The sequence below is a fragment of the Ligilactobacillus pobuzihii E100301 = KCTC 13174 genome, from assembly GCF_000349725.1.
Classification (GTDB): domain Bacteria; phylum Bacillota; class Bacilli; order Lactobacillales; family Lactobacillaceae; genus Ligilactobacillus; species Ligilactobacillus pobuzihii.
This window is the reverse complement of sequence record NZ_KB714699.1, coordinates 13307-38730: the sequence shown is the minus strand read 5'-3', so window position 1 is coordinate 38730 and position 25424 is coordinate 13307. Positions and strand designations below refer to the sequence as shown.

The following is a 25424-nucleotide window of genomic DNA, read 5'->3' as shown; positions in this document are numbered from 1 at the left end:
TTTCTATATTTCTTAACAAAAGTTAGTCCTAAAAATAATTTTTAATTTAGAATTTTAAAATCATTCAAAGGAGAATAATTATGTCATTGGCCACACGAGAAGAAGCTATCACTTTCTTACAAAAAAATCAGATTCCATACAGTGAAATACAGCATGATGCTGTCTGGACTGCTAAAGACGTAGTAAATTTGCAAGGGGTTAACTTTCCAGTAATAAAAAATCTCTTTTTAAAAAAGAAAAAATCTGAACAATTTTTCTTGTATTTATTGGTTGGCGAAAAGAAAGTTAGTTTTAAATCCCTTGCACCACAATTACAGGTTAGTCGTAGTAAATTAATATTTGCAACTGAAGAAGAACTAGCTACTGTTTTAGGATTAAAGCCAGGCTATGTAACTCCATTGGGGTTGATACATGACACCGATAATCAAGTTACTGTCGTTTTAGATCGCGAATTACAAGAAGTTAATTTGATCGGTATCCATCCTAATACAAATATGGAAACAGTTATTATACAATATAGTGATCTTTTAAAAATGATAGAGATAATGAAGCACAAAGTCATTGAAGTAGATTCGGTTTAATATTTATAAGTTATTGCGTGTGGTGTAGATTTGCGGTTATTGTACTATGATTACTGATTTATTTTTATCTATAATTGATACAAATTCAATTATACTTAAGTTTTTGATATTGAAATTTTAGCTTAGCTTCACTTTGCCTAATCTAATTGTGTCGAAAAAAGTCAGAATTAAGCATGACAAAACTTTTCCTGAACTAATCAAGATGCAATACAACAACACTAAAGCCATGTACTTTTATGGTTCTAAAACGTAGCTAACTATCACGACCAATAGTTATATTTTAAAATGTAACGTAAATTTAGTTTCAGTTCATGATACTCAAATCACGGTAACTTCAGTCGGAGATCGTCCTTTTTGTCCTTAGAAATAACACTTTTTAATTGACTCACTAAAAATAAGTGATACGCTATGGATAGCGCTTTCTCGTTAAAGCTTATGAACAAAATCTTTAACGTAGGGATTTTTTTATGTTGCGTAAACTATTTTTTTCTAAGGAGGACTTTTTTTATGGCTTCAAGAAATATTATTATTACTGGTGCTGCTTCCGGAATGGCTAAGGCACAAACAGAAGCTTTTTTGGAACAAGGAGACACTGTTTTTGGTTTCGATTTTAATGAGCAAGGACTGAAGCAAGAAGAACAAAATGCTGGTGCTTTTAAGGGTTCTTTTTATGGATACAAGGTCGATATATCAAGTAAAATTCAAATTGATAACGCTTTAAAAAACGTGTGGGAAAAAGTTGACCGTATTGATGTTTTGATTAACACGGCGGGGATTTTTGATAAATATCAAAAATTTTTAGAAACAACTGAAGAGATGTGGGACGCAGTATTAAATACGAACCTTAAAGGCATGTTTTTACTTACTCAAGCGGTCACTGCAAAAATGATTAAAAACGGTGGTGGTAACGTTATTAACGTTGCTTCAGTTGCCGGATTACAGCAAGATGGTGGCGGTGTTGCCTATACTGTGGCTAAACACGGGGTAATTGGTTTAACCAAAAAGATTTCATACGAGCTAGGTACTCAAGGTATACGGGTAAATGCAATTGCACCAGGCAGAATTACAACAAATATGAATAATAACACTAGTGACTTAATTGTTGATAATTTACCTGCACAGCGTAACGGTAAAGTTGAAGATATAGTAAATGCGACTCTGTTTTTAGCAAGTGATAAGTCCAGTTATATTCATGGGCAAGTTATTACTGTTGACGGTGGTTGGACAGTTGTCTAATCGGAATCGGATTAGTGGTTAAAGTTAAGAAGTAAGCTTTCTTATGTATTTTAAGGGTATGAAGTTGATGGGATTTTTCAATTACTTCAGCCTTACTCAATATGGATAAGTTCGTACTAAATAGTCTTAATATTTTTATGAGGCAGCTTTTGTGAGAGCTGTCTTTTTAGCGCTTGAAACTTAATTTACATGATCTTCAAGAAATTTTACTTAATTTTCTCGCAACTACATCATTTGCAAATAAATCGATTAATTATAATACTTTATCTTGATACGACATACTAGCCTTAAAGAAGTCGAGATGTCCCGTATTGATCATATGTCATTATGGTTTTATTAATTTTTTGTCATATCTCTTTTATATTGCCGTGACTCTCTTTTGCATATTTTCAAATTGTAACTTGGGACGTTATTTTTCTCATCATTTTGTTACTATTATTCGGTAAGAAGTCTTCATATCAAGAAAATACCGTCAGACGATTTTAAATCGTTTTGACGGTATTTTTAAGAATTATCTTAGGTGTAGTAGCTCTACTGGTAGTATGGCTGTTTCACGATTTTGTTTTTGAACTATTTGTGCCTTTTATAATTACTACAGCAATGCCGTACCTTTTTTTACAGAAAAGATAGGGGGCTTGGTATTTCGTGTTAAAAGCACTATAAAATGTGTCTATTATTTGTTATGTTAGCTATTTTTCAAGAAAAAAGTAAATGAGTAAGGCTTCATTCATGATCAATGTTTTCTTGCTCATTTTCAGATTCAAAAATAATTCCAATCGACTAGAGAAAATGATCATGTTTCTTAATATATATTTGTTTTGTTAGGAAAAGCCTCCGGACAAAAATTGACATTTTTTTAGTGCAAGTGATTGCTGATATGATAGTAAAGGGTCAGGTCATCTTGAAAGTAAGCAGTTTTAGAATAGTTGAAAGGTCGCTCGTTTTTAAGGTAATTAATTTCTTCGATCTGTAAAGTTGCTTCATTGACTGCTCGACCACATTCGGTAGCTTCTTTTTGAGTTAAATGATGGATCTTGACATATTCGTCTGCGTTAACGATCTCGATATTGTAATTATCCATGATAAATGCAAAAATCGATTGAGAACATATTTTCTCGTTTAAATATGGCACGACTTTCCGAAGATAGTAGGCCTCTTCAAGACTCAGGAGATTATCTTTAGACCAACGGAGGCGTTTGACATAGTAGATAGTTTCATCTGGGTCACAGCGTAAAAATTTTGCGATCTCTCGACCAGCTGGACGACTTTCAAAATCTAGGACCTTTGATGTAACTGGCTTTTCGTTAGTTAAGGCATTCATTCCGACTTTGTTTGCTAAGTTCATTAAATTGTCTCCATTATGTAATGGTTGGTTGATAAAATATCCGCTGCCTTGTATCCGGCTGATCAATCCTTGGTCATACAAGACATCAATTGCATTACGGATGGTGTTCCGGCTGACGACATACATATTCATTAATTCAGTTTCACTGGGAAGCTTGTTTTGAAAGGCATTATTTGCAATCTTGTGAGCGATATCTTGGGCAATTTCTTTGTACTTCAGCACCATCGACCTGTCCTCCTTAATGTAGTTAAAGGTACTTGTAAAATTAGTACCAATATGATATAACTATATTGTAATAGAAAGCGCTTTATTAAGCAAGAAGTAAATGTTGCTTGCGCTAACAAAGCGTAAAAAATAAGGATAAAGATGGAGGTCTTTATTATGGCTAAAAAAACGATCATGTTGTGCTGCGCTGCTGGTATGAGTACGAGTTTGTTAGTTACTAAGATGCAAAAGGCAGTTGAAGATGAGGGCAAAGATGCTGAAGTTTTCGCTGTGCCAGCTGCCGAGGCAGATGACCAATTGGAAAGTAAAGATATCAGTTGCATTTTACTTGGACCTCAAGTTCGTTATATGGAAGACGATTTTAAGAAAAAAGTAGATGGTAAAGATATTCCAGTTGCTGTTATTGATATGCAAGCATATGGTATGATGCAAGGCGACAAGGTTATCAAACAAGCATATGATTTAATGGGTGAATAGTTATTAGCAATAATAAATTTTTGTTGTAAAAAGCAGGAGGTTCAAAATGGCCGAAGAAGAAAAGAATTCGCAACAGTCTGAAGAAGAGCAAATGCAGACAACGATGGGATTGATCGTCAACGCTGGTAATGCTAAATCATTTGCAGTTGAGGCAATTAAGGCAGCTAAGGAAGGCGACTTTGATAAGGCCCATGATAAATTGGACGATGCTCAAAAAGCCTTAGTTTCAGCTCATAATACCCAAACAGGGATGTTGACTAAAGAAGCACAAGGCGAGCATGCACAAGTTACATTATTGATGGTACATTCACAGGATCATTTGATGACAGCGATTACCTTTGTGGATCTAGCAACTAATTTTGTTGACGTTTATGAACAACTTGATGAGCTTAAAAAATAAAGATTGGAAAAACTCAACTAGAAGCGAATACTAGCCAAGATTAATATCAGTTTGTGTTTTTTATAATTTGGTATTGAAGTTAGCTAGAAGTGATTTTTTGAGTTTCGTAACTCAATTATGAATTAACATTCAAGAAAGGACAGGAGAGGACAAAGAAATTTGGCAACTTCTGTCCTTTTTATATATAGAAGATCGAACTAACGAAAAGGAGGACAATGATGGGTTTTAAAAAAGATTTTCTCTGGGGTGGCGCGACAGCAGCTAATCAATATGAAGGTGGTTATGACCAAGATGGTAAAGGGCTTAATGCTATTGACGTATTAACTAATGGTGCAGTAGATCGGCCACGTTTAGTGACTTGGAAAAAAGAAGATGGTACGACTGGTGATTCTCCTTTAGTTTGGGGAGAAGAATTTAATGTACCTGCTGATGCAACTCCAGCTATTTTGCCAGGTCACCACTATCCAAGCCATCATGGTACGGATTTTTATCACCATTTTCAAGAAGACATCAAGTTAATGGCTGAAATGGGGTTTAAAGCTTTCCGATTATCGATCAGCTGGTCACGTATCTTTCCTAATGGTGATGAAAAAGAACCGAATGAAGCAGGGTTAAAGTTTTACGAGCAAATTTTTGCTGAATGTCATAAATATAACATCGAACCGATGGTAACTTTATCCCACTATGATACGCCGTTAAATTTAATTGAAAAATATGGTGGTTGGTCTGATCGAAAATTGATCGACCTTTTTGAAAACTACGCGATCACTGTTTTTGAGCGCTACAAAGGACAGGTTAAATATTGGACGACATTTAATGAGATCAACGCTATGGATGAAGCGCCTTATATGGGTGGCGGATTGACCGCTCCAACACCGCAAGAGCGTGCACGTGGTGCGCATAATCAGTTTGTTGCTAGTGCTAAGGCAGTAAAAGCAGCACACCGTATTGATCCAGAGATGCAAGTGGGACAAATGCTGGCATATGCACCGGTTTATGCTTATACTTGTGATCCAGCTGACCAAGTGGAGGTCATGAAAGCTCAACAAGACACTTTGTTTTACGCAGATGTTCAGGTTGGCGGCAGGTACCCAGAATATCGCCTGAAAAAATATGAACGCCAAGGTATCAGGCTGGACGATCGTCCCCAAGATTATGAGTTGTTAGCAGAATATCCGGCTGATTTTCTAAGCTTTTCTTGTTATAGTTCAGCTGTGATAACAACGCATCCAAATGATGATGAAGCCAGTGGTAATTTAGGTGTGGCCGGAGTAGCTAATCCTTATTTGGAAACTAATGCTTGGGGCTGGGCTACGGATCCAGATTGCTTACGTTTAGCTTTAAATACATTATGGGATAGATATCATAAACCCTTGTGGGTGGTTGAAAATGGTATTGGTTGGGCTGATAAGCTTGAAGCTGACAACACAGTTCATGATGATTATAGGATCAAATATTTACGTGCAGCAATTCGGTCAATGTCAGACGCAGTTGAATTAGATGGAGTCGATTTAATGGGTTATACGCTCTGGAGTGCAATCGATTTGGTTTCAAACGGGACTGGCGAAATGAAAAAACGCTATGGTTTAGTGTATGTTGATTGTGATGATTTAGGTAACGGTACAATGAAACGATACAAAAAAGACTCATTTAGTTGGTATCAAAAGGTAATTTCTTCTAATGGTATAGATTTACAATAAGTAGAGAATTTTATAAATATCTATATCAGGGAAAACGTTCAAGTGAAAATAAAGTCTTTAAAATTTTACCCATGGATAAATGAGTATATAAATTAAAAAACTGACAAATAAAGTAATAAGAGGATCTATTTCTCACAAGTGGATCCTCTTATTATTTATAATTGATTTCTCTTTTTTTAAGATGTAAAATCGTTCTGTATTAGTTAGCAAGCTAACTTTTAAGGAATCAAGGAGGATCTTTATGTCGAAAAAGTTAAATATTAATTTGATTTTTGCTATTGTTGCTACGGGTTTAATGTCGTTTTGTGGTGTTCTAATAGAAACAGCTGGTAATATTACTTTTCCTGTTCTGATGCGGGAGTTCCATGTCAATTTAGCAACCGTGCAATGGATGACAACGGGTTATTTGTTAATTGCGTCAGTTATTATGCCATTATCAGCTTTTTTAAAGAAAAATTTCTCTTCTAAAAGCCTTTTTATTATCGCAGTTCTTCTATTTTTAAGTGGTTTGATTATTGATGCTAGTGCTACCAACTTTGCCTTATTAGTTAGTGGCCGTGTTATTCAAGGAGCGGCTGCTGGTATTGCTCTTCCTTTAATGTTTAATATTATTTTAGAACAGGCTCCCACTAATCAAAGAGGCTTACTCATGGGAATTGGCACTATGATCACAGCTATTGCGCCTGCTTTGGGACCTACTTTCGGTGGTTTGGTAGTTAACTCATTAGGGTGGCGGTATATTTTTATCCTAATTATTCCGGTTATTATTATTTTTTTTATTCTAGGCAGCATTTTTATTTCCAAAAATTCTGACGTTAAACCACATACTAAACTAGATTTACCTGGCTTTATCAGTATCGCCTTAACCTTTAGTGGATTAATCTTAGCCTTTAGTAACCTGTCAGCTATTCAGAAAAAACCATTGTCTTTTATTTTTCCTTTTTTAATTGGCATTATTTTTTTAGTGTTCTTTATAAAACATTCTCTTACTACAAAAAAACCTCTGATAAATATTCGTTTATTTAAAAAAACTAGGTTTACACAAGGTATTAGTGCTTATTTTCTCTTTCAAATCAATACCTTAGGACTTTCTTTCATTTTGCCTAACTATATTCAACTTGTAAATGGTTCAACCGCCATGACAGCTGGCTTATTAGTTTTGCCTGGTGGCGCACTGGGTGCGATTTTGGCCCCAGTCAGTGGAAGATTGTTAGATAATTATGGTGCTAGAAAGCCTATTTTGACTGGGGCTGTCTTTGAACTTGTTGGCAGTTTACTGTTTTTTATTTTTGCTAGTAAACTATCTTCGTTGTTGATCATTATCTTTTATTTAATAATCATGCTGGGAGTCGGGTTAGTTATGGGAAATATTATGACCACTTCTTTAAATCTAATAACCGTGGATCAGAATGCTGACGGCAATGGTCTCTTTAACATGGCACAGCAATTTTCTGGTGCTGTAGGAACTTCTATAATCTCAGCCATTATGCAATTTGTACAACAAATAAGTACTGCTTCATCTACTGCTGGAAGGACTACGGCTGGAGCTCAAGTTGCTTTATTCTTTTTATTTATCTTAGTTCTTTTTGCCGTATACTTGCTGTATCAAGCAACTAAAAAGATTGACTTAGTTAAGGAGTGATTATAATGAAAAGGTTTGGTGTAGCACTGCAAAGAACGCAAAACGTTTTACACCGAGAATTAGATCAATATGCACGGACTTTAGGCTTAACAGATACTCAAATGAGTATCATTGATTATTTAAGTTCTTTTCCTCAAGATAAATCAATTTACCAAAAAAATATCGAAACTGAATTCAATATCCGCAAGTCAACCGCAACTAATATTCTTAGATTAATGGAACAAAAAAAGTTGATCATCAGAACTTCTAGTAAACAGGACAGTAGATTAAAAAAGATATCTTTAACGCCTAAAGCGCAAAAAATTGAAATCAAAGTTAACTCTTTTTTAAATGATTCTGAAAAACGAATTGAAGAAATTTTGGGTAAAGAGGAAAAACAAGAATTAATTAATGAACTAATCACATTAGAACATTTACTTTAAAGTGTTCTTTATTTAGGGTCCATTAGTGAGAAATAGACCCTCTTATTTAACACTGAAGAATCTCGTTGATGTTTAGGCCAATAAGGATAATTTACAACCTTAGGGGCTATTTTCTCAAAGCTAGTGAATCGTGTTTGCGAGATAAACTCTCTTTTAAGCGGAGAATGGAACGCTTAAACTTTACTTTTCTTGAATTCTTTCTTTTCTGGCAAAGCTATTACATCAAGCAAAAAATAGCTATGTGCTAATATTGATAAAAAAAGGGGATGTAAGAATGAGTAAAGAAAAGCACATGAAAAAAAGAAAACATAATTTTATATATTATTTAGCGCCAATAGTTGTACTGATAGCAATTTTCAGTGTGTCCGTTTCATATTTTTTTGCTAACAGCGGTAATAAACAACAAACAAAAACTGAAACAGCTAATAAACAGAAAACCGTTGCTACTAGCAGTTCACTTCAAAAAAAGCAGTCAAATTCAAAGGAAAATTCGCAAACAAATACCCAACAAGCTGCACTAGATGATAAAGCAAGTTCTACCCAGCTAACTATGGACGATTTGCAGAAACTTATAATTCCAAGTGAATTTGATGGTGTTTGGTATTATTATGATACGGCGACTGAAAAGGTTGAAACTTTGAAGATTTATCAAAATGTTTTAAAGGCAAGCGGACAAAATGGCTTTACTAATATTTTGTACGCCGCAAGTGAGAAGGGAAAGGTAAAAGCAAATACTGACATTTACAAATATGCTTACGTAGATCCGGACGCTAAAGACGTTTATCAGCAGCCACAAAAAATGCTAGTTTTACAAAATTGGAATGATAAAGGAGATAATCTTGGCTTTTATGTCAGTACCTTTCGGAAAACTCCTGAAATTGTAGCAGTCAATGCGGATAATATGGAAATGCAAGGTTATTTATTTAAAACAGCAGAAAAAGCCAAAGCAAATAAGGGAATGTTAGAATAACTTTGCAGCAGGTACCCATTCATCTATGAGATTAATTTGCAATTGAATGAAAGAACAACTTATTAATTTAGAACTCGAAAAGATGAAAGCAACAGACATTTCACATAAAAACGATCAGTATTAATTTAGGGGCCATTATATAGATCCTAATATCAGTATATGAGCATAATTTTTTCTATTAACTAACCTTTTCTGTTAACCTTATGCTCAATAGACAATATATAAAGCTTGATCGCAGTATAGTACTTTACAAATTTTAACTATTTTTCCCGAGTTCTTGAACCCACGTCCGGTATGAACTGCAAAATGATCGCAAAATTTTGATATTTTTGGGCTGTCTGAGCCGGACTAGTAAAAATTTGTTTCTTAGTAATGGCACGGTTTAGAGCGTCTTTGTGTGCACTTGTCCCCTTATCCTGCAATTCTTGCCAAGCAGGCAGGGATTGGAGGGAAAGTTATTTCAAAAGATAGGCAACATGGTTAAAATCAAACTGCAATATTTTTGATGGTCAGCACCGACAACACTGTTGAAAAAAGTGACATAGTAATTGAAGAAATTCTAGTAACAGTGGCATGTTTTTGACTTGAGAGTGAGACAAAAGATGTTTTGTAGCCGATTTGTAACGATGATTACTTTATTTTGAGTCGTAACAAAGTGGAGAACCAGAATAAAGCAATCGTTGTTGCAGTAAGGCTTCAATCTTTTGGAACACGTTTAAGGGCCACCAATCTACCTCATTTAATTAATGGGATAGATCGGCGGCCCTTTTAGGATTGCACAGCTAATTTTGTCCCAGTCTTTCCTTTTCATGACTTACGTTCAGTTGTGATTTCGTTAAAAAACTATTCAGCATTTTTTGTACTTTAAATTTTAGAAAAAGTTGTAAAGTGCTCAAGGGGCAAAAAGAAGCAAAAAACTAACAAAATCGCCCCTAAAAAAGGAGCGATTTTTTCATGGAACAAAAAGTTTTACCGATCAAAGATTCCAACGTTTTAGCCAAGGTCCAACAATGCTTATTAGAAGATTTTAAAGCCGGGGTCCGCAACTATACGATTTTCCAGGTGGGCAAGGCAACTCTACTGCGTGTGAGTGACATTCTCCGGCTCAAACGGGTAGATGTCTTTGACGAACAGGGAAATGTGCGGCAGAATGCCTTTCTCCACGACCAAAAAACCGGCAAAGCTAACCGTTTATACTTAAAACCCATTATTGGCGATTTACTAGCCTACCAAAACTGGTTACAGCAAGAAAATTTAGTCTCGCCCTGGCTCTTTCCGTTAATCCAACACCCTGAAAAGCATATTACCGAAAAGCAGTTTTACAAAATTATGCGCAAAGTGGGCGATCTTTTAGATCTCGATTATTTAGGGACTCACACCATGCGCAAAACTGGGGCCTACCGAGTCTATATGCAGTCTAACTACAATATTGGGCTGGTCATGCACCTCTTAAATCATAGTAGTGAAGCCATGACCCTGGCTTATTTAGGTTTAGATCAAGCCAGTACTGAAGAAATGTTAGATAATATCGACTTTGGCTGAATAAATTGAAATTGTTTTCTAACTAAGTTACGTTTTTAGTAATTAAGATTGGAGGACCTTTTTTATGGTCGATTCAAAATATGGTTCATATAAAATAATATTTTGGTTGCCGTTTATAATTATACTTACTTCCCTAGCATACTCGTTCCGGGGCTGGTTACAAATCCTTGTTACTATATCCGTAGCAGCTATTTTTTTAATCATAGCAACTATTTTCGAGAAGAAACATATAACTTTTAAAGAAAAAAATCGCCAAACAACTATAAAGCACTTTAGAGGAATCTTTGACTCTTTGCTAGTAGTTTTATTTTTGACACTAGGAAACTGGCTCTCTATAGTTGTTTCCAGCAGTGCATTCACGCTTTTTTTAACTTTTTTAATAGCATTGTCTGACATAGTTCCGTCATTTTTTACTCAATTTAAAGCCAATTAATCTAGGGTCCATTTGTTATAAATAGACCCTGGTTAAAAAGCGAGTATAGAGAGATACTTGCTTTAATTTAGTATGGATTTGGAGATTTGTTTATGAGATACATTCTTTTATTTATTGCAGCTATTTTTTTAATTTTTGGAATAATTTTTATTTACCTTGCTCTATCAAAAAATGATGAAAAGAAAGGCACTGTCCTAGATAGATCGTCAGGTACTGATTTTTTCGATCTACTATTTGTTTTACTTCTCGGTTTAAAATGGATTGATAAAAAACTACACACAAAATACATTGCCAACATAGTTTCTCTACTAATTGGGGTACTTCTAATAGTTTTTGGGCTATTTCTTTTTATATTTGTTACTAGTAGTTTCTTTAGATAACCGCAATTATGTTAAACTAATGCCTAAAAGCTCTTAATTTCAGCAATAAGAAAACATTGATACATCAAAGCCCGACAGTAAAGTACCCCCTAACTATTAGATTTTTATGTCTAACAATTAGGGGATACTTTACTATTCAAAGATAGCATGGAACTTTTTAATAATTAGCGTTAGTCAACCACCAAATGTTTTTCTCGTGCTTTAAAATCATGACGACAAATTTCAAATGTCCAAGCCCATAACAAATGACCTAAAAATTCGGATAAATGCTCTTCAAAAGGCTGGTCCCAAGGTCCCGGTACGGTGCCTAAAGCTGGTAATAAGATAATATGGAACAAGATCCAAATTACAAACCCATAAACTGTGCCTTGCAAGAAAGTAACTTTTAGCCAATACTCTGCAATTAAACAGTAAAGAATAGCAAATACAATTGAAAAGCCAAAATGTAAGATTAAACTCACAAATTGAACGTGATTGCCAGAATAGACAAAATAAGCATGAGTTACTTTATAGGGAATCCCCATTTGCTGCATCAAATGTTGTGGCGGATTAGTTAAATCACGTAACGGAGTTCGAGGTGGCATTAATCCTTCCCAACCAATTTTAACAAAACCAGAAATAACCCCACCAATTAACCCAATCCAAATAGAGCGCCATAGTTTTTGACCAAATGTTTCTGATGTTTGTGCCATATTAATTACCTCCTTAAAAGATTGTGAAAAAAGTATGATGCTACATAATTGTACCACTTTATTTAAGGATTGCTTAGACACTACTTCCATTAAGTCGTAGTTATGTAAAGTAGTAACTGTCATGATATACTAAAAGCGTAGAAAGAGAAGCCATGCACCTGCATGACTTTCCAGAACAAAAGTCGTTTAAGACCGTAGCGTAAACTTAGTTAAAATAACCGTTAGCTTGTTGCAAGTTTAGGTTTTTCTAGGCCAACTGGTTGATTAAATTTGTTTTCGTTTTATTTGGCTCCAGAATGGTTTCTAAGTATTTTAAATAATAGTATTAATAAATTTTTTCATTTTTATAACCATATGAGTTGATTAATTCAACCGCTTTCAGTAAACTTATTCTTGTGAATTAGATTTAACACAAACAATTGTATGTGTGCTAAATTAAGGCTGTTTAGCATTTATTGAAATCTATTTTGTGAAAAATAGTTAGATGCAAGCAAAATTATTGAGCTGCACGACAACCAACACAAGGAGGAATTTCTATGAAGGCAAAAAATGTTCCGCTTAAGCTCACCAAAATACTTTTAGTGGCAGCGATGATGTTACTTATAATTGCTGGCTGTGGTAAAAAAACCGAAAAAGCTACTTTTCAGCAGATTAAAAATGGTGTTGATTCACGTGTAACTTATTATTATCAAGATGATAAAGTGGTCAAACAAACGACAGACAATAAAATCACATATGCATCTTTAAAAGCAAATAATAAAAGCGAGGCAAAAGATCAGATCAAAAATGAAGTTCAAAAGTATAATGATACTAAGGGTGTTAAAGACGAAATTAAATATCATGATTCATATTTGAAAGAAAAGGTGTCAGTTGATTTAAAAGAAGCATCTGTGGATGATTTTTTGAAGCTGAGTGGTGAGACGACATCTGCTGATTCAGATAGTAAGAAGAAGTATATTTCATTTGAAAAAAGTGAAGATCTAATCAAAAAACAAGGTTATAAGAAAATTAAAGATGGTAAGTACAAACAAATCCCTAAGGACGAGTTGAAGGTTAAAAAACCATTGACGATGAAACAATATAATGAAATTGCTGTTGCTAAGAGTGGCAAAGAGGAAAAAAAAGGAACAACTGTTAATGAATTAAAAGATAAATTAGGAAAAGCAGACCGAAGCAGTGATACTTCATATACTTGGTATACCAACTATACAAAATCCGATTACTTTAGAGTTACGATCAACGATAAAGATGAAGTTCAATCTAAGTTCTTATTACAGCCGACTGCTAACAACAACAAGTTTAGCCCTGAAAAATATGACGAGATCAATGATGAGATCAGTGAAGATGAATTAGTTGAAAAACTAGGGGAACCTTATCAAGTACAAACCTCCTCTGATCGTGGGATCATTTATTATATTACTAAGGATGAGGCAGAACAAAGAATTCAAGCTGAGTTTGCTTTTCAAGTTGAGAATGGTAAGATCACTGGCAAAAGATCAACAGAAGATTGATTTACTCAATATAAAATAAAAAAAGGTCAGAGTGTTCATTGTGATAAATGAACGCTTTGTCCCTTTTTTAGTAACCATAAAATTCAGCATCTTGCTGCAGACAAGGGTCGTGTTTAATGAAATAGGTGACTCTTTTTATTTGTGAGTCAAGATAATTGTCCACGATGTTAAGTGGAAACTGTTAGATCGAGTTGAATTTAAAATGAAGGAGAACTTTTTGATATTCTTCAAGTAACCCTAAGACCTTAGTAAAACAGGTCAAAAAGTAATCCGCGGGCTGACTGGTGTCGGCTATAGTTATATTAAGAGTTAAGGTTAGTTTTGTGTTTTCAACCTTTAGTCAAAATCTTAAAAAATTATTCCAGTTAGATTAATCGATAGGGAAAGTGCTCTTATCAGTAATATATGTTACTTTAGATGTAAACGTTTATTTGATTTGGGGAGGAACAACATGATAGACCAATATAAACTAGTGGCTGTCGATATGGATGGCACTTTTTTAAACGACCAAAAAGACTATGATCAGCAATGTTTTAGAAACCTATACCAAAAAATGCAAGAAAGAGGAATCCAGTTTGTTGTAGCTAGTGGTAATCAATACTATCAATTGCAAACTTTTTTTAGTGATTTTCCTGAAATAATTTATGTAGCGGATAATGGAGCTTATATCCGTGACGTGAAGAAAGAGTACTTTGGTTCTTATTTCAAACAAGAACAAGCAAATGAAATTTTAAAGCGCTTGAATGTTTATCCCCATTTATTTGATGAACTAGTTGTGAGTGGCTTTAAAGATGCCTATGTTTTGAATAGCAGTAGCAATGAATTTATTCGATCAGCACGTTATTATAACAGGCATTTACAAAAAGTACATTCTTTTAGTAATATTTTTGAAGAGATCACTAAATATTCTTTCAATTATTCGGTTAGTGATCCGACTGATTTTATGAAACATTTGCAAGCGCAACTGTCTGGTTTAGGCGAAATAACGACTAGCGGGCACGGAAATTTTGACATTATTCAGCCTGGGGTTCATAAGGCTAGTGGATTAAAAAAACTTGGGCAGCTTTTAAATATACCCTTAAGGCAGATGTGTGCTTTTGGCGATGGATTAAATGATTTAGAAATGCTTGAAGCAGTTGGTGATGGTGTAGCGATGGCAAATGCCGCACCTGAGGTTAAAAAAATAGCCCAGCACGAAACTGGGAACAATAATGAACAGGGCGTTTTACAATATTTGGATAGAATGTTGAAAAATATCTAAAAAGTATAAGTTGATCGATTGACTTGTTGGTTAATAGAGTTCCTAAACTTATTAAGCAAGTCCAAGACCTGTTCTATAGAAAACTAGGAAAAGAAGAATTATACTATCTAAAAAACGTTATGGATCAGTTTATGTACTGTTCATAACGTTTTTCCATAATTAGCATCATGGATTAATAAATTAGACAAAATTTGCTTAGACAGAATTAGCAATGAAATGAATGATCGTAATTGGCAATTGTTTTTAAAGGGATCGTTGTTTATGCTACACGGTATTCTTTCTATCACTGCTGTGCGTACTATTGTAAGTATAGTTATTAAATTATTTTCTCATTGGTTAGAGAAGAGTGACAAAGGCAATGGTCGCTAAAAAAGTTGCCATTCAACACTTTGCTAGCTGTCGTATCTGGAAAAAACAACCACTCTTGTTCTGGTAGGGATGGTTATTGCGTCTTTATACGAACTTTATTTTTAATGCGCAGTTTAACCATAATATGGCCCTAAAAGTTAGGTATATTGTGAGTTTATTTTGTATAAACACGGCATATTAAAAAACTTTCTGCATAAAGATCAACTCCTCGTTTGTATTTGACACTGAAGCTTAATTTTTGGTAGTTTACGTTCAACGAATTTTAGGTGTAAAGAAAGCTTCATATTTCAAATTATTAAAGTTCAACACTAATACATTACATATTGTCAACATTTCACGTACAAAACTTGATCAATTGGAGGAAGAGGGCCATGCGTAAATCCACAATTTTTTTTATTGTTTTTGTAATTGTAATGATTTTAATCATGCTTTTCCCTAGTTTAAAATGGCTGGCTATTCCTACAGCAGTTGTATGCTTACCACCGGTTATATATTTTGATTGGATTAAAGATTAGGTAACAATTTAGGCACTGTTCATATTGATTATTTATCACATTTTTAACTATTTTTGTCAACGCTGATGATTTTATTTAAACGTGGAGTTACTAATGTGATCACTAAAAGCCAGATAATCCCACAAACTAAGTAAATTAACGCGCCATTACTAATATTTTGAAAAATAAAAGTGAAAAATAGTGTTCCAATCGGAAAAACAATTGTGTTGGCAGTACTCATAGTGGAGCTAACGCGACCTAAAATAGCTGTCGGAGTTGTTTTTTGAATATGAATTTGAATGGTGATATTTAAAACTGAGATACTCAGTCCGCCTATAAACATGGTAATTGACCCTAAAATATTAATTAATTTAATTTCTGTGGTTAAGTTGAAGATTGTCCCTAAAGATAAAAAATAAACACCGAAAAGAAATAAGGGAGCAATAATTCTACTACGCTTTGCTTTATTATCAGGGACGAAGTTCATTAGTAAGCCAGCTAACAGCCCACCAACTGCGTTAAAAGTATCTAAAATACCAATAGGAGAGTTACCTAAATGCAACTGAGTATTAATAATATAAGGGAGCCCCATGTTGATTGAAGAAAACATAAAATTTAAAAGCATTGCAATTGCGATCAGACTCTTTATTAAGGGACGTTGAGTAATATAGTCTAAGCCTTTTTTGAAGTTTGTCAGTTGTGACTTTTGCTGGCTAATATTTTTACTAGCAGGAGAGTTTTTGTAATGGAATTTCATAGTTAAAATGATTACAGCAGAAAGAAACAAAGCGCCTATTTCAATCCATATAAAGGACTGAAAACCTAAGAGTGAATAGACACCTACGCTTAAGACAGGTGCAAAAATGTTAGCAAAGGAGCTGGTAGCACTTGTTAGTGAACTAAGTTGATGAATTTTGTTTTCGTTAACTAATTCATGTACAGACGCAGAGTATGCAGTCGTTGCAAAAATTACCGCAATAGAATTTACCAACACAAAAATGATCACGGGTATAAATTTAAGCATGCCGACAAAGTAGTTCAGTGTAGCAGCTAAGAGAAGCAAAAAGACAACACGAACTAACAGACTGGTAAGGAGAATTTTTTTATGTGGGTATTTATCCACTAAGTTGCCAATAGGTATCATAAAGATTAGGCTAATTAGCGGGCCAATTGCCAGCTCGATTCCAAAACTTAAAGCCGAATGTGTTTGGTTTAAAAGCATTAGTCCTAAGCCATAAGTAAACATATTGCTGCTGAGAGAACTAATAAAATTACTACAAACATCCTTAAAAATTTGTTGGTTTGATTCATGTAAACTAATTTCCAAAGTGTGCGCCCCCTTGTTATGCTTGATTGTGTTAACTTTAGCAGTAAAATAAAGGATAATATCAATAATTATGTTGCACATATGCAACAAAGGGGATACCTATGGAAAAAATTGGTGTAACTACGCGAAAAATACGTTTAATCAAGGGATTATCACAAAAACAAGTTTATGGGGGGATAATCTCACGATCTTTTGCCAATCGCTTTGAAAGTGGCACAAACGACATTCAGGCTAGTAAATTTTTAAAAATCCTCGATAATTTAGCAATTTCTCCGACAGAATTTCAATATATCAATAATAATTATGAACTATCTAAAGTAGATCAAATGCTAACAGAAGTTAATTATTTGTATAATACACATGCCTTTAGTTCATTGGCTCACTGGTTACAGCAACATAAAAACAGCACAAATGCGCAAGTGCAAATTGTAGCTGGCTTTGCAGAGATAATGTTAACAACTTACAGCAATCGAGAGTTTCCACTATCTAAAAATATTCGTGTGTTGATGTATCACTTAATGAGTGAAAAAAATTGGACGGTTCAGGAAATTAGGCTCGTCAGCATGTTAGTACCAGTGATTGCGACACATGAGCAACTTAAGCTTGATATTTCAACGATCACAGAGCGAATGGAACTGAACTGTAGTCATTATTTAACTAAATATAGTGACCCATTTCAAATTAATAACGAATTGGTAAATTATTACGGTGTGGTTTTTCAGAACTATTTAAACAGTAAGTCATATATCAAGGCATGTGCTATAAGAGAAAAATTCAACAATTTGGACGAAAAATTATTTGATTGGGACACTAGAGTCGCGCAGCAACTATGGTTAGCAGTGTGGGAATTGTATTTTGGAAATTTTAAGAGCGGTAAACAAACGCTTGAAAAAATTATTGATTTCAAAAAAATTTTTAAGAAAAAATTTGCTTTAAACATTGAAGCCATTATTAAAGTCCGTTTGCGAGATTCGCAAAAATACAGAAACTCAAAAAAAGATTGGGATTCAAGCGACGAGACCTTATATTTAGAAAATATCGGCACACTGGCTAAAGTTCGTGAACGTGAGAATGATGACAGTGGCTTTACTAACATTGATGAAATTGATTGGGATAATCTGTGAACAGTTATTAAGTTGGGATTAAAAATTCCGTTAAAGGTGATTTGAAGAAGTTAAAAAAATCGAATCTAACAGAGCAATTGTTAAAAACAGTCACCATTTTGAAAGATGATCCTTAACAACCAACACAATCATTTGAAAAATTACAGCCAACTGTTCATGGACTATATTCAAAATAACGAAAAATTAGCAAAAGTTTCCTTCCAATTTAGGACTATTTTGCTAGTTTTTGCTTTTGATACTGTCAGATTTTGTTAATTTCACAAGGCTGCTCTAACAGGAAAACTAAGGACTGTAACAAAATGTCCTTAGCTTGATAAAAAACGGGCTGGAGAAATCAAAAATTGATTTCTCCAGCCCGTTTTTTGCTTAAAATTAATTCGAAACATTTTTGATGATATAAGTGATCTTTTCAGGTGTTTCGACTCCAAAAACATGTTTTTCTGGTTCATCTTCTAGTGGCCCAAGATCAAAAACGGTTTTGTCATCATGGTGCTCAATATTTTGAATACCAGCTGACAGTAAATGGTGGATCGAACGACTAATATCTTTATTTTCTTTAGTTTTTTGTGCAGCACCACTTAAAGTGTATCCTTCATCTAAAAAGGATTTTATCATCCGAATACTACCGATTTGGGTGAAGGGTAGTTTGATGGCACCATTATCTGCTTTAACAGTTTTTAAGTAGCCATTTTTGATCCAATAACGCACTTGAGCGTCTGTAACATTACTTGCCCGAGCAGCGTCACGAATACTGAGTAATATTTTATCCGGATCGATGATGCTATGCAGCCATTGTGCATATGCGTTAAATTGTTCCATTAAAACTCTCCTATACCTGAACTGTTTGATAGATAGAAATACTTTAAAAAAAGTTAGGATCCTTCCTCTATATTTGTAGCATAAAAATGAAAACGTATCAACTAATTGATAATAAAGATTAAATAGTTGACAATGTAAGTCAAATAATTTATATTTGTCACTATCTGATTTTATGACCAAAAAGTTAAGGGCATAAGATTTTTGGTTTTATTTTGACAATAATAATGAAAGAAGGAATATCTCTTGTCAAAAACTGCTGATAATAAAATGAGTGGTTTCAGTAAAACAATGATGATCATCGTTTTACTGATCGGGACGTTTTGTACAGTCTTGAATCAGACTTTACTTGCAACGGCCTTACCTAAGTTGATGTCGACCTTTGACGTTTCAACTGCAACAGTCCAGTGGTTGACTACTGGTTTTCTGATGGTTAACGGGATCATGATCCCTCTTTCTGCTTACTTAGCAACAACTATCAATACTAAATTGCTTTATATTAGTGCTATGACAGTATTCTTAGGCGGAACGATCTTGGCTTATGTTGCACCAACTTTTGGTGTGCTATTAGCTGGGCGTTTAGTGCAAGCTTTAGGTGTTGGTATTGCGATGCCTTTATTGCAAACGATCATGCTTTCGATTTTCCCGCCTGAAAAACGTGGGGCTGCTTTGGGGTTAGTTGGGATCGTAATTGGCGTGGCACCGGCGATCGGTCCAACTTTGTCTGGTTGGATCATCGATAAATACCAATGGCGTGATCTTTTCGGAATGATCATTCCGATCATGGTCGTGGTTATTATCTTAGCACTCTTCTTTATGAAACCCGTGATTAAGACACATAAACAAAAAATTGATTGGCTTTCATTAGTCTTATCAACAATTGGATTTGGTGGCTTACTGTATGGCTTTTCATCTGCTGGTAACGATGGTTGGACCTCAACTAAAGTTCTAGTTTCTTTGATAGTTGGTGCAATTGTGACTGCGTTATTTGTCTGGCGTCAGCTAGTGATCCCAAAGCCATTCTTGGAATTACGAGTTTTCAAAACAGGTGAATTTACTTTATCTGCTATCTTATCATCGATCGTTATGATCGCTATGTTAGGTGTTGAAACTGTTTTACCATTGTACTTGCAGATCGCACATGGTATGAGCGCTTTGCATTCTGGTTTAACTTTGCTATCTGGTGCTGTTGTAATGGCTTTGATGAGTCCCATAACTGGGAAAACCTTCGATGCTTTTGGCGGCAAACGCTTGGCTTTAACTGGGATGGTAATTTTGACGGTAGCGACGGCACCATTTTTATGGTTAACGATTGATACACCAACAATTTACATTGTATTCTTATATGCTGTAAGAATGTTTGGAATCTCGATGGTCATGATGCCAGTAACTACTTCTGGTATGAATGCCTTGCCAAATAGTTTGATTGCTGATGGTACTGCTTCAAATAATACTGTTCGTCAAGTGGCATCATCGATCGGCTCAGCGATCATGATCACATTATTGACTAATGTGACAAATAATGCGGAGCCAGCTGCGCACTTGCTTAAGGAAGCTCCACTAGCATACAAACATCAGTATTTGACGGCTTCACTTGATGGTTATCACGCAGCCTTTGCGTTCTCTTTAGTTTTTGCGATCATTGGTGTTGTTTTGACATTCTTCTTGAAAGACCAAAAACATCAACCGCACAGCAAAGATATTTCTGAAAAAGATTTCGACCATAAAGGCGGTGATGCTGCATGATCTTAGCAACTTTAGTAATTGGAGCATTAGCAACATTCTTGTGCCATGTTTATATTAGACCAGCCACATGGCGGATCATTGGTACGGTGATCTCAGTTGTTGTCTTAGGCACTTCTTTAGTGTTCCTCACAATGAACAGCAATGATCATTATGGGATGGAAAAAGTGACAACAGTTAAGACAACACAGATTTATCCAACGAGTTCTAAAAATGGTTTGAATTTAATGCTTTATCAGCCAGTTGGTTCAAATGGTGACGAAACGGTGCAAATCTATAAAAAGACTCTGGACCAAAAGAAACCAAGCCATACTCAAGCTAATGAGTACACTGCGGCTAATAACCATATTAAACGGACTAATAAGGACAGTGCTACTTTGCAAGTTAAAGAAACACGTTGGCAATTTAAATCTGATGGTTATAAGTTCTGGTTTGGTGTTTCTGGCTTAGAAGATAAGTTAGTTAAACGGACCAATACTTTTAATTTGCCAAAAGACTGGCTTCACTTGTCAACTACGCAGGCTAAGGCTTTGCAAAAGAAAATGTCTGGTATGCAAACTAAAGAAGGCCAAGCCAAAGTTAAAGCTCAGGCACAACAATATGTACAGGCCAAAATGAAAGCTGCTATGACAAAAGATCCTAGTTTAGCAACAGATAAGCAACAACAAGCTAAATTAGCTAAACAATATGGACAAGAATTTAAGCAACAAATGATTAAAAAAGTTATTGCGGATGTTAAATAATAAGTTATTTGGTTATTATTGGTTAAAGTAGAATAATATTTTGGACACGAATCTTTTAATAAGAAAGGTTCGTGTCTTTTTTAATTAACTATAGTAAAAAACAAGGACGCATACAATTTTAAAAAAATCTCATTTGTGATATTATTAACAATGTAACCGGTTTCTATGGAGGAGGATAACGATATGCTAGAAAATCAATTGAAGCAATGGGATGCTCAATATGATGTTATTGTAGTAGGATTTGGTGGTGCAGGGGCTACTGCTGCTCGTTTTGCTGCAGATAATGGTGCAAAAGTACTTTTAGTAGATTCAGCACCAAAAGGACATGAGGGTGGGAATACACGGTATTGTGGACAACTGATTATGTCAGGTACAGACGAAACTGAAATAAGAAAGTATTATTTGGCGTTAAACGGTCCGATGAATCACGAATCTAAAATAACAGATGCTTACACTAAAAATTTAGCACACATGCAAGGATATTTGAAAAAATATCTAGGAGTAAAACCAGTTAGCGTCCGTGAGTTGATTGAAAAAGGACACAGTCAGCGAAAAATCTTGGAACCGATGACTCCAGAGTATCCTGAATTACCAGGTGCAGATAATTTTGATTTTCTACTGGTCCATGAACAATTTAGTGATGGGGCTTTATGGAAAATTTTACGTCAAAAAGTAGTTGATCGTTCAGAAAAAATTGATGTTTGGTTTGAAACCCCAGCTAAACATTTGATACAAGCTAACGATGGGAAAAAAATTAAAGGAATTCAAGTTGATCGAGCAGGTAACCAGTTAAATATTGAAGCTAAAAATGGAGTTATTTTAACCTTAGGCGGCTTTGAAAATAATAAAGATATGATTCAAAATTATGTAGGTGAGCCGATGATCGGTCCAATTGGAACTTTATATAATCAAGGTAAAGGAATTGATTTGGCAATTGAAGCAGGTGCTGATTTGTGGCATATGCAAGCGACTTCTGGTTTAACAAATTTATTAAAAGAAAAGACAGGACAACGTCCGTCACTTGTAATGGGACCAGCTTTAACGGTCGGTTCAGTTATCCGTGTTGGTGATGATGGTACACGTTATCAAAATGAGAATAAAACGCAACGCCATGGTTACCTATCCAATCATGGTTTGTGGCGAGTTCCCCATACACAAGTCCAGCCATTTATGATTTTTGATCAGACTCAACATGAAGAAATGGTTGCAAATAAAATATATCAGCCACTGTTAGATGCTGAAATTAAAGATACGACAATTGCTGGTTTAGCAACTATGATCAAAGTACCTGCAGATAAACTGGCACGGACAGTTTCTGACTTTAATGAAGGTTTTAGAATTGGTTCTGATGAGTTTAAGCGCGAGTTACAGACGATGCGCAAGTTTGATGAGGGACCTTATTACGCAGTTCCACTGGGGAATTTTATTTTAAATACCCAAGGAGGGCCACGTAGAAATGAGCGCGCAGAGGTGGTTGGGGTTGACCAACAGCCAATACCAGGTTTGTATGCAGCTGGAGAATTAGGTTCTATCTGGGGAGGACAATATCAGGGTGGTGGAAATATTTCTGATTGTTTGATATTCGGTAAAATAGCTGGCGAAAACGCAGCAACAAAAAAGAAAGATTTAGATGATAATGTGGCTAACCAACCGAAAGTTAAGAAAATAAAAGTTACTAGTGATATTCAACCATCGCAAAACAAATATGTTGTTAAAGAAAACCAGTATATTGGTAAAAGCCAAGCGGGTATGGGCGATGATATTGTTGTACGTGTGACGATTACACCTCAAGATAAGAACTTGAAAAAAATTGAAATTTTGCAACAAAGTGAAACTGGTGAATTAGGCACAGTTGCCGTTAATAAATTAAGCCATGAAATGATTGAAAAAAATACTCCAGATGTCGCTGTGATATCAGGAGCATCGATTTCAAGTAATGCAATAAAAGAAGCAGTCAAAAATGCGCTTTCTCAGATAAAGTAACGACTAGAAGGAGTTAAAGTGATAATCTAGTATATTTTATTCTTTTTAAGAACCTGGGACAAAACTAGCCTTGATAAAGAGAATGTCTGAATTAGAGCATCTGACTAAAGCTCCTAAAGGACGTCAAAAAATCTATTATTACGATCCGACTTGGGAATACTGTAAAAATTACACTAAGGAAAAACTTTCAGATCTTGAACTGAAAGACATGATGAATAGCGAGAAAATAGGTGTTGAATCAGTTTTCGGAAAGCTAAAAGGTGATTTTGTGTTCCATCGAGTTCGCGACTAAGAAAAAGTATCAAACGAACTTGGATTGATGTTAATGGCACTGAACTTATCCAAAATGGTGAAGTTTAAACAAATAAATTATTGCTTTAAAATAAATAAAACACAGAACAAAGAAAGAACACGAAATTTTCTCAAATTTAGAAAATTTTTGTGTTCTTTTTATCAAACTAGAAATGTTTTTCTTAGGCCCATTTTGTTTAATCAGTATATTTACCAACTGGTTTTTCTGATAAAGTGATCAAGCCAACTGCTTTTAATCCTGTATGGGTCATAATGATCGGGCTGGTTAATGCTTTTAAGAAATCTGTCTTTGGATTTTCACTGATAAAGAGTTCTTTAATTTGGTTCATAACTTTTTCATCAGCTGCTACGTTTGGAAGAGCTAGTGCTTGTAATTTGTTATCAACAAATTGTTGGTTTAATTTCTTGCAGTATTTTAGCCAGCTTTTGGTATTTCTACCTTTAGAAACGACATCTAAAGACTTATCTTTTAACTCGGCGACAACTTTAATATTAGCTAATTTAGTCATGGCTCCGAGCATCTTGCTGACACGTCCGCCAGCAACTAAACAGTCTAGGCTGTCGATCAAAACATGGACAGTCGTGCGAGCATAAATTTCTTTACAGTGTAATTTAATGTGTTCGATCCCTTTACCGGCAGCAACATCTTGAGCGGCAGCAATGACCTGAAAAGCTGCTCCACGGTCGATCGACTTGCTATTGATGACTGTTACATCAGTTTCAGTCATCTGTGCAGCTTGCGTTGCCGTGGCAAACGTTCCGCTTAAAACATCTGATAACAAAATGGCAATTACTTGGCTGCCATCTTTTCCCAGTTCATCAAATGCTTCAACAAAGCGTCCTAAAGAAGGCTGGCTAGTTTTAGGAATAATATTTTCTCTAAGGAATTCAACTAACTTTTCACGCGTAATATTTTTGCCGTCAATATAATTTTCACCGTTGATCTCCACCGAAAGTGGCACGATCGTAATTCCATATTTCTCGATTTCTTGTTGGGTTAAAAGAACGGATGAATCTGTCAAAATCTTGATTTTTTTCATTATAAGAGCTCCTATTTGAACCTGTTATTAAATAATCATAACATATTTCAAAAATGAATTATTAAAATTAAGATTAATATTGAAAATTGTCAAAATGTGTAGTAAACTACACGTTTATGAGGTGAGAGTATGGATAATTCATTTTTAAATCGTATTGGGCCCCAAATTAAAGTTGCAAATACACTAATTGAAAAAAAATTAAATAATCGGATTGCTAACTTGATCAGTGATTATAATTTGACTGGCCCGCAAATCTCATTAATGGTTTATCTATATGAAGCTAGGGAACGCACGGTCACACAAAAAGAAGTGGCGGACACTTTTGTGTTAAGTCATCCAACGATCCGCAGTATTGTTCGAAGGATGGAAAAAAGTGGCTTGATCGAAGTTGGACATTTAAAAAGCGATCGGCGTCAGATTTCACTTTCTTTATCAAAAAAAGGATTTAAATTATTAAATGAACATATCTCTGAGATCTATGCAGTGATGAATGATGTGAATCATCAAATTACACATGGGTTAGATGAAGGCGAAACAAAAAAGCTGTCAGAGATCCTGGCGAAAATCATCCAGAATTTTTAATTTTTTACTATGATAAAAAGTGTAGCTTACTACATAAAAACAAGTGAAGTGACTATTGAGCACTAAAACCTGCT

23 protein-coding genes and 1 pseudogene are annotated in these 25424 nt (G+C 34.8%); 19 read left to right on the top strand and 5 right to left on the bottom strand.

Translation table 11 applies throughout. The features are described from left to right. The first annotated feature begins 80 nt into the window (after positions 1-80). Together LACPOB_RS0108460 and LACPOB_RS0108455 are read left to right on the top strand one after the other, a co-directional pair. Positions 81-581 (top strand): YbaK/EbsC family protein, encoded by a 501-nt coding sequence (locus LACPOB_RS0108460; RefSeq protein ID WP_017868408.1) that lies wholly within the window; start codon positions 81-83, stop codon positions 579-581. A 507-nt stretch (positions 582-1088) separates the two neighbouring features. Further along, entirely contained in the window at positions 1089-1817 is a 729-nt protein-coding gene (locus LACPOB_RS0108455) for an SDR family NAD(P)-dependent oxidoreductase (RefSeq protein WP_017868407.1), read from the top strand. 856 nt (positions 1818-2673) lie between these two features. On the opposite strand, the gene LACPOB_RS0108450 is transcribed toward LACPOB_RS0108455, so the two are convergent. After that, entirely contained in the window at positions 2674-3387 is a 714-nt protein-coding gene (locus tag LACPOB_RS0108450) for a GntR family transcriptional regulator (RefSeq protein WP_017868406.1), read from the bottom strand. A 156-nt stretch (positions 3388-3543) separates the two neighbouring features. On the opposite strand from LACPOB_RS0108450, the gene LACPOB_RS0108445 reads away from it, so the two are divergent. From LACPOB_RS0108445 to LACPOB_RS0108410, 8 genes are all read left to right on the top strand, one after another. Next, the gene (locus LACPOB_RS0108445; RefSeq protein ID WP_017868405.1) at positions 3544-3864 is read left to right on the top strand and encodes a PTS sugar transporter subunit IIB; all 321 of its coding nucleotides are present in this window, start codon (positions 3544-3546) and stop codon (positions 3862-3864) included. A gap of 46 nt (positions 3865-3910) precedes the next feature. After that, positions 3911-4264, top strand: a complete 354-nt coding sequence (locus tag LACPOB_RS0108440; RefSeq protein WP_017868404.1) for a PTS lactose/cellobiose transporter subunit IIA — start codon at positions 3911-3913, stop codon at positions 4262-4264. A 218-nt stretch (positions 4265-4482) separates the two neighbouring features. Continuing rightward, on the top strand, positions 4483-5964 hold the full coding sequence (locus tag LACPOB_RS0108435; protein WP_017868403.1) for a family 1 glycosylhydrolase: 1482 nt from the start codon (positions 4483-4485) through the stop codon (positions 5962-5964). Between the two features lie 241 nt (positions 5965-6205). Further along, positions 6206-7606: a DHA2 family efflux MFS transporter permease subunit gene (locus tag LACPOB_RS0108430; RefSeq protein ID WP_017868402.1), complete on the top strand. Its 1401-nt coding sequence runs from the start codon at positions 6206-6208 to the stop codon at positions 7604-7606. A 5-nt stretch (positions 7607-7611) separates the two neighbouring features. Beyond that, positions 7612-8028: a MarR family winged helix-turn-helix transcriptional regulator gene (locus LACPOB_RS0108425; RefSeq protein ID WP_017868401.1), complete on the top strand. Its 417-nt coding sequence runs from the start codon at positions 7612-7614 to the stop codon at positions 8026-8028. Positions 8029-8302: 274 nt separating this feature from the next. Continuing rightward, on the top strand, positions 8303-8998 hold the full coding sequence (locus LACPOB_RS0108420; RefSeq protein ID WP_017868400.1) for a hypothetical protein: 696 nt from the start codon (positions 8303-8305) through the stop codon (positions 8996-8998). 954 nt (positions 8999-9952) lie between these two features. Further along, positions 9953-10540 (top strand): site-specific integrase, encoded by a 588-nt coding sequence (locus tag LACPOB_RS0108415; RefSeq protein WP_017868399.1) that lies wholly within the window; start codon positions 9953-9955, stop codon positions 10538-10540. A 64-nt stretch (positions 10541-10604) separates the two neighbouring features. Further along, entirely contained in the window at positions 10605-10973 is a 369-nt protein-coding gene (locus tag LACPOB_RS0108410) for a hypothetical protein (protein WP_017868398.1), read from the top strand. 550 nt (positions 10974-11523) lie between these two features. Here the strand turns inward: LACPOB_RS0108410 and LACPOB_RS0108400 are convergent. Next, positions 11524-12045 carry a YagU family protein gene (locus LACPOB_RS0108400; protein WP_017868396.1) on the bottom strand — a complete coding sequence of 174 codons (522 nt, stop codon included), beginning with the start codon at positions 12043-12045 and terminating at the stop codon, positions 11524-11526. Positions 12046-12581: 536 nt separating this feature from the next. On the opposite strand from LACPOB_RS0108400, the gene LACPOB_RS12300 reads away from it, so the two are divergent. The 3 genes from LACPOB_RS12300 (at position 12582) to LACPOB_RS12740 (ending at position 15701) form a co-directional block, all read left to right on the top strand. Next, entirely contained in the window at positions 12582-13556 is a 975-nt protein-coding gene (locus LACPOB_RS12300; RefSeq protein ID WP_017868395.1) for a YehR family lipoprotein, read from the top strand. A 451-nt stretch (positions 13557-14007) separates the two neighbouring features. Continuing rightward, positions 14008-14817 carry a Cof-type HAD-IIB family hydrolase gene (locus LACPOB_RS0108390; RefSeq protein ID WP_017868394.1) on the top strand — a complete coding sequence of 270 codons (810 nt, stop codon included), beginning with the start codon at positions 14008-14010 and terminating at the stop codon, positions 14815-14817. A 740-nt stretch (positions 14818-15557) separates the two neighbouring features. Beyond that, positions 15558-15701, top strand: a complete 144-nt coding sequence (locus LACPOB_RS12740; RefSeq protein ID WP_017868393.1) for a hypothetical protein — start codon at positions 15558-15560, stop codon at positions 15699-15701. Between the two features lie 43 nt (positions 15702-15744). Here the strand turns inward: LACPOB_RS12740 and LACPOB_RS0108380 are convergent, their stop codons facing one another. Then, a complete protein-coding gene (locus LACPOB_RS0108380; RefSeq protein ID WP_017868392.1) occupies positions 15745-17007 on the bottom strand; it encodes an MFS transporter in 1263 nt (420 codons plus the stop codon). Positions 17008-18005: 998 nt separating this feature from the next. Between LACPOB_RS0108380 and LACPOB_RS12505 the strand changes: the two are divergent. Next, positions 18006-18131: pseudogene (locus LACPOB_RS12505) on the top strand (prevent-host-death protein); the annotation flags it as partial. Positions 18132-18503: 372 nt separating this feature from the next. On the opposite strand, the gene LACPOB_RS0108370 reads toward LACPOB_RS12505, so the two are convergent. Next, positions 18504-18950, bottom strand: a complete 447-nt coding sequence (locus LACPOB_RS0108370; protein ID WP_017868390.1) for a MerR family transcriptional regulator — start codon at positions 18948-18950, stop codon at positions 18504-18506. A 243-nt stretch (positions 18951-19193) separates the two neighbouring features. On the opposite strand from LACPOB_RS0108370, the gene LACPOB_RS0108365 reads away from it, so the two are divergent. From LACPOB_RS0108365 to LACPOB_RS0108350, 4 genes are all read left to right on the top strand, one after another. Further along, complete coding sequence (locus LACPOB_RS0108365; RefSeq protein WP_017868389.1) at positions 19194-20693, top strand: MDR family MFS transporter; 1500 nt, start codon at positions 19194-19196, stop codon at positions 20691-20693. After that, positions 20690-21433 (top strand): DUF4811 domain-containing protein, encoded by a 744-nt coding sequence (locus tag LACPOB_RS0108360; protein ID WP_017868388.1) that lies wholly within the window; start codon positions 20690-20692, stop codon positions 21431-21433. The genes LACPOB_RS0108365 and LACPOB_RS0108360 overlap by 4 nt, the downstream gene beginning before the upstream one ends. Before the next feature lie 183 nt (positions 21434-21616). Further along, positions 21617-23416, top strand: a complete 1800-nt coding sequence (locus LACPOB_RS0108355; protein ID WP_017868387.1) for an FAD-dependent oxidoreductase — start codon at positions 21617-21619, stop codon at positions 23414-23416. A 70-nt stretch (positions 23417-23486) separates the two neighbouring features. Next, positions 23487-23708 (top strand): hypothetical protein, encoded by a 222-nt coding sequence (locus tag LACPOB_RS0108350; RefSeq protein WP_026142803.1) that lies wholly within the window; start codon positions 23487-23489, stop codon positions 23706-23708. Positions 23709-23904: 196 nt separating this feature from the next. On the opposite strand, the gene fakB is transcribed toward LACPOB_RS0108350, so the two are convergent. Further along, complete coding sequence (gene fakB / locus LACPOB_RS0108345) at positions 23905-24768, bottom strand: DegV family protein (RefSeq protein WP_017868385.1); 864 nt, start codon at positions 24766-24768, stop codon at positions 23905-23907. Positions 24769-24897: 129 nt separating this feature from the next. On the opposite strand from fakB, the gene LACPOB_RS0108340 reads away from it, so the two are divergent. Beyond that, the gene (locus LACPOB_RS0108340; RefSeq protein WP_017868384.1) at positions 24898-25350 is read left to right on the top strand and encodes a MarR family winged helix-turn-helix transcriptional regulator; all 453 of its coding nucleotides are present in this window, start codon (positions 24898-24900) and stop codon (positions 25348-25350) included. The last annotated feature ends 74 nt before the right edge of the window (positions 25351-25424 follow it).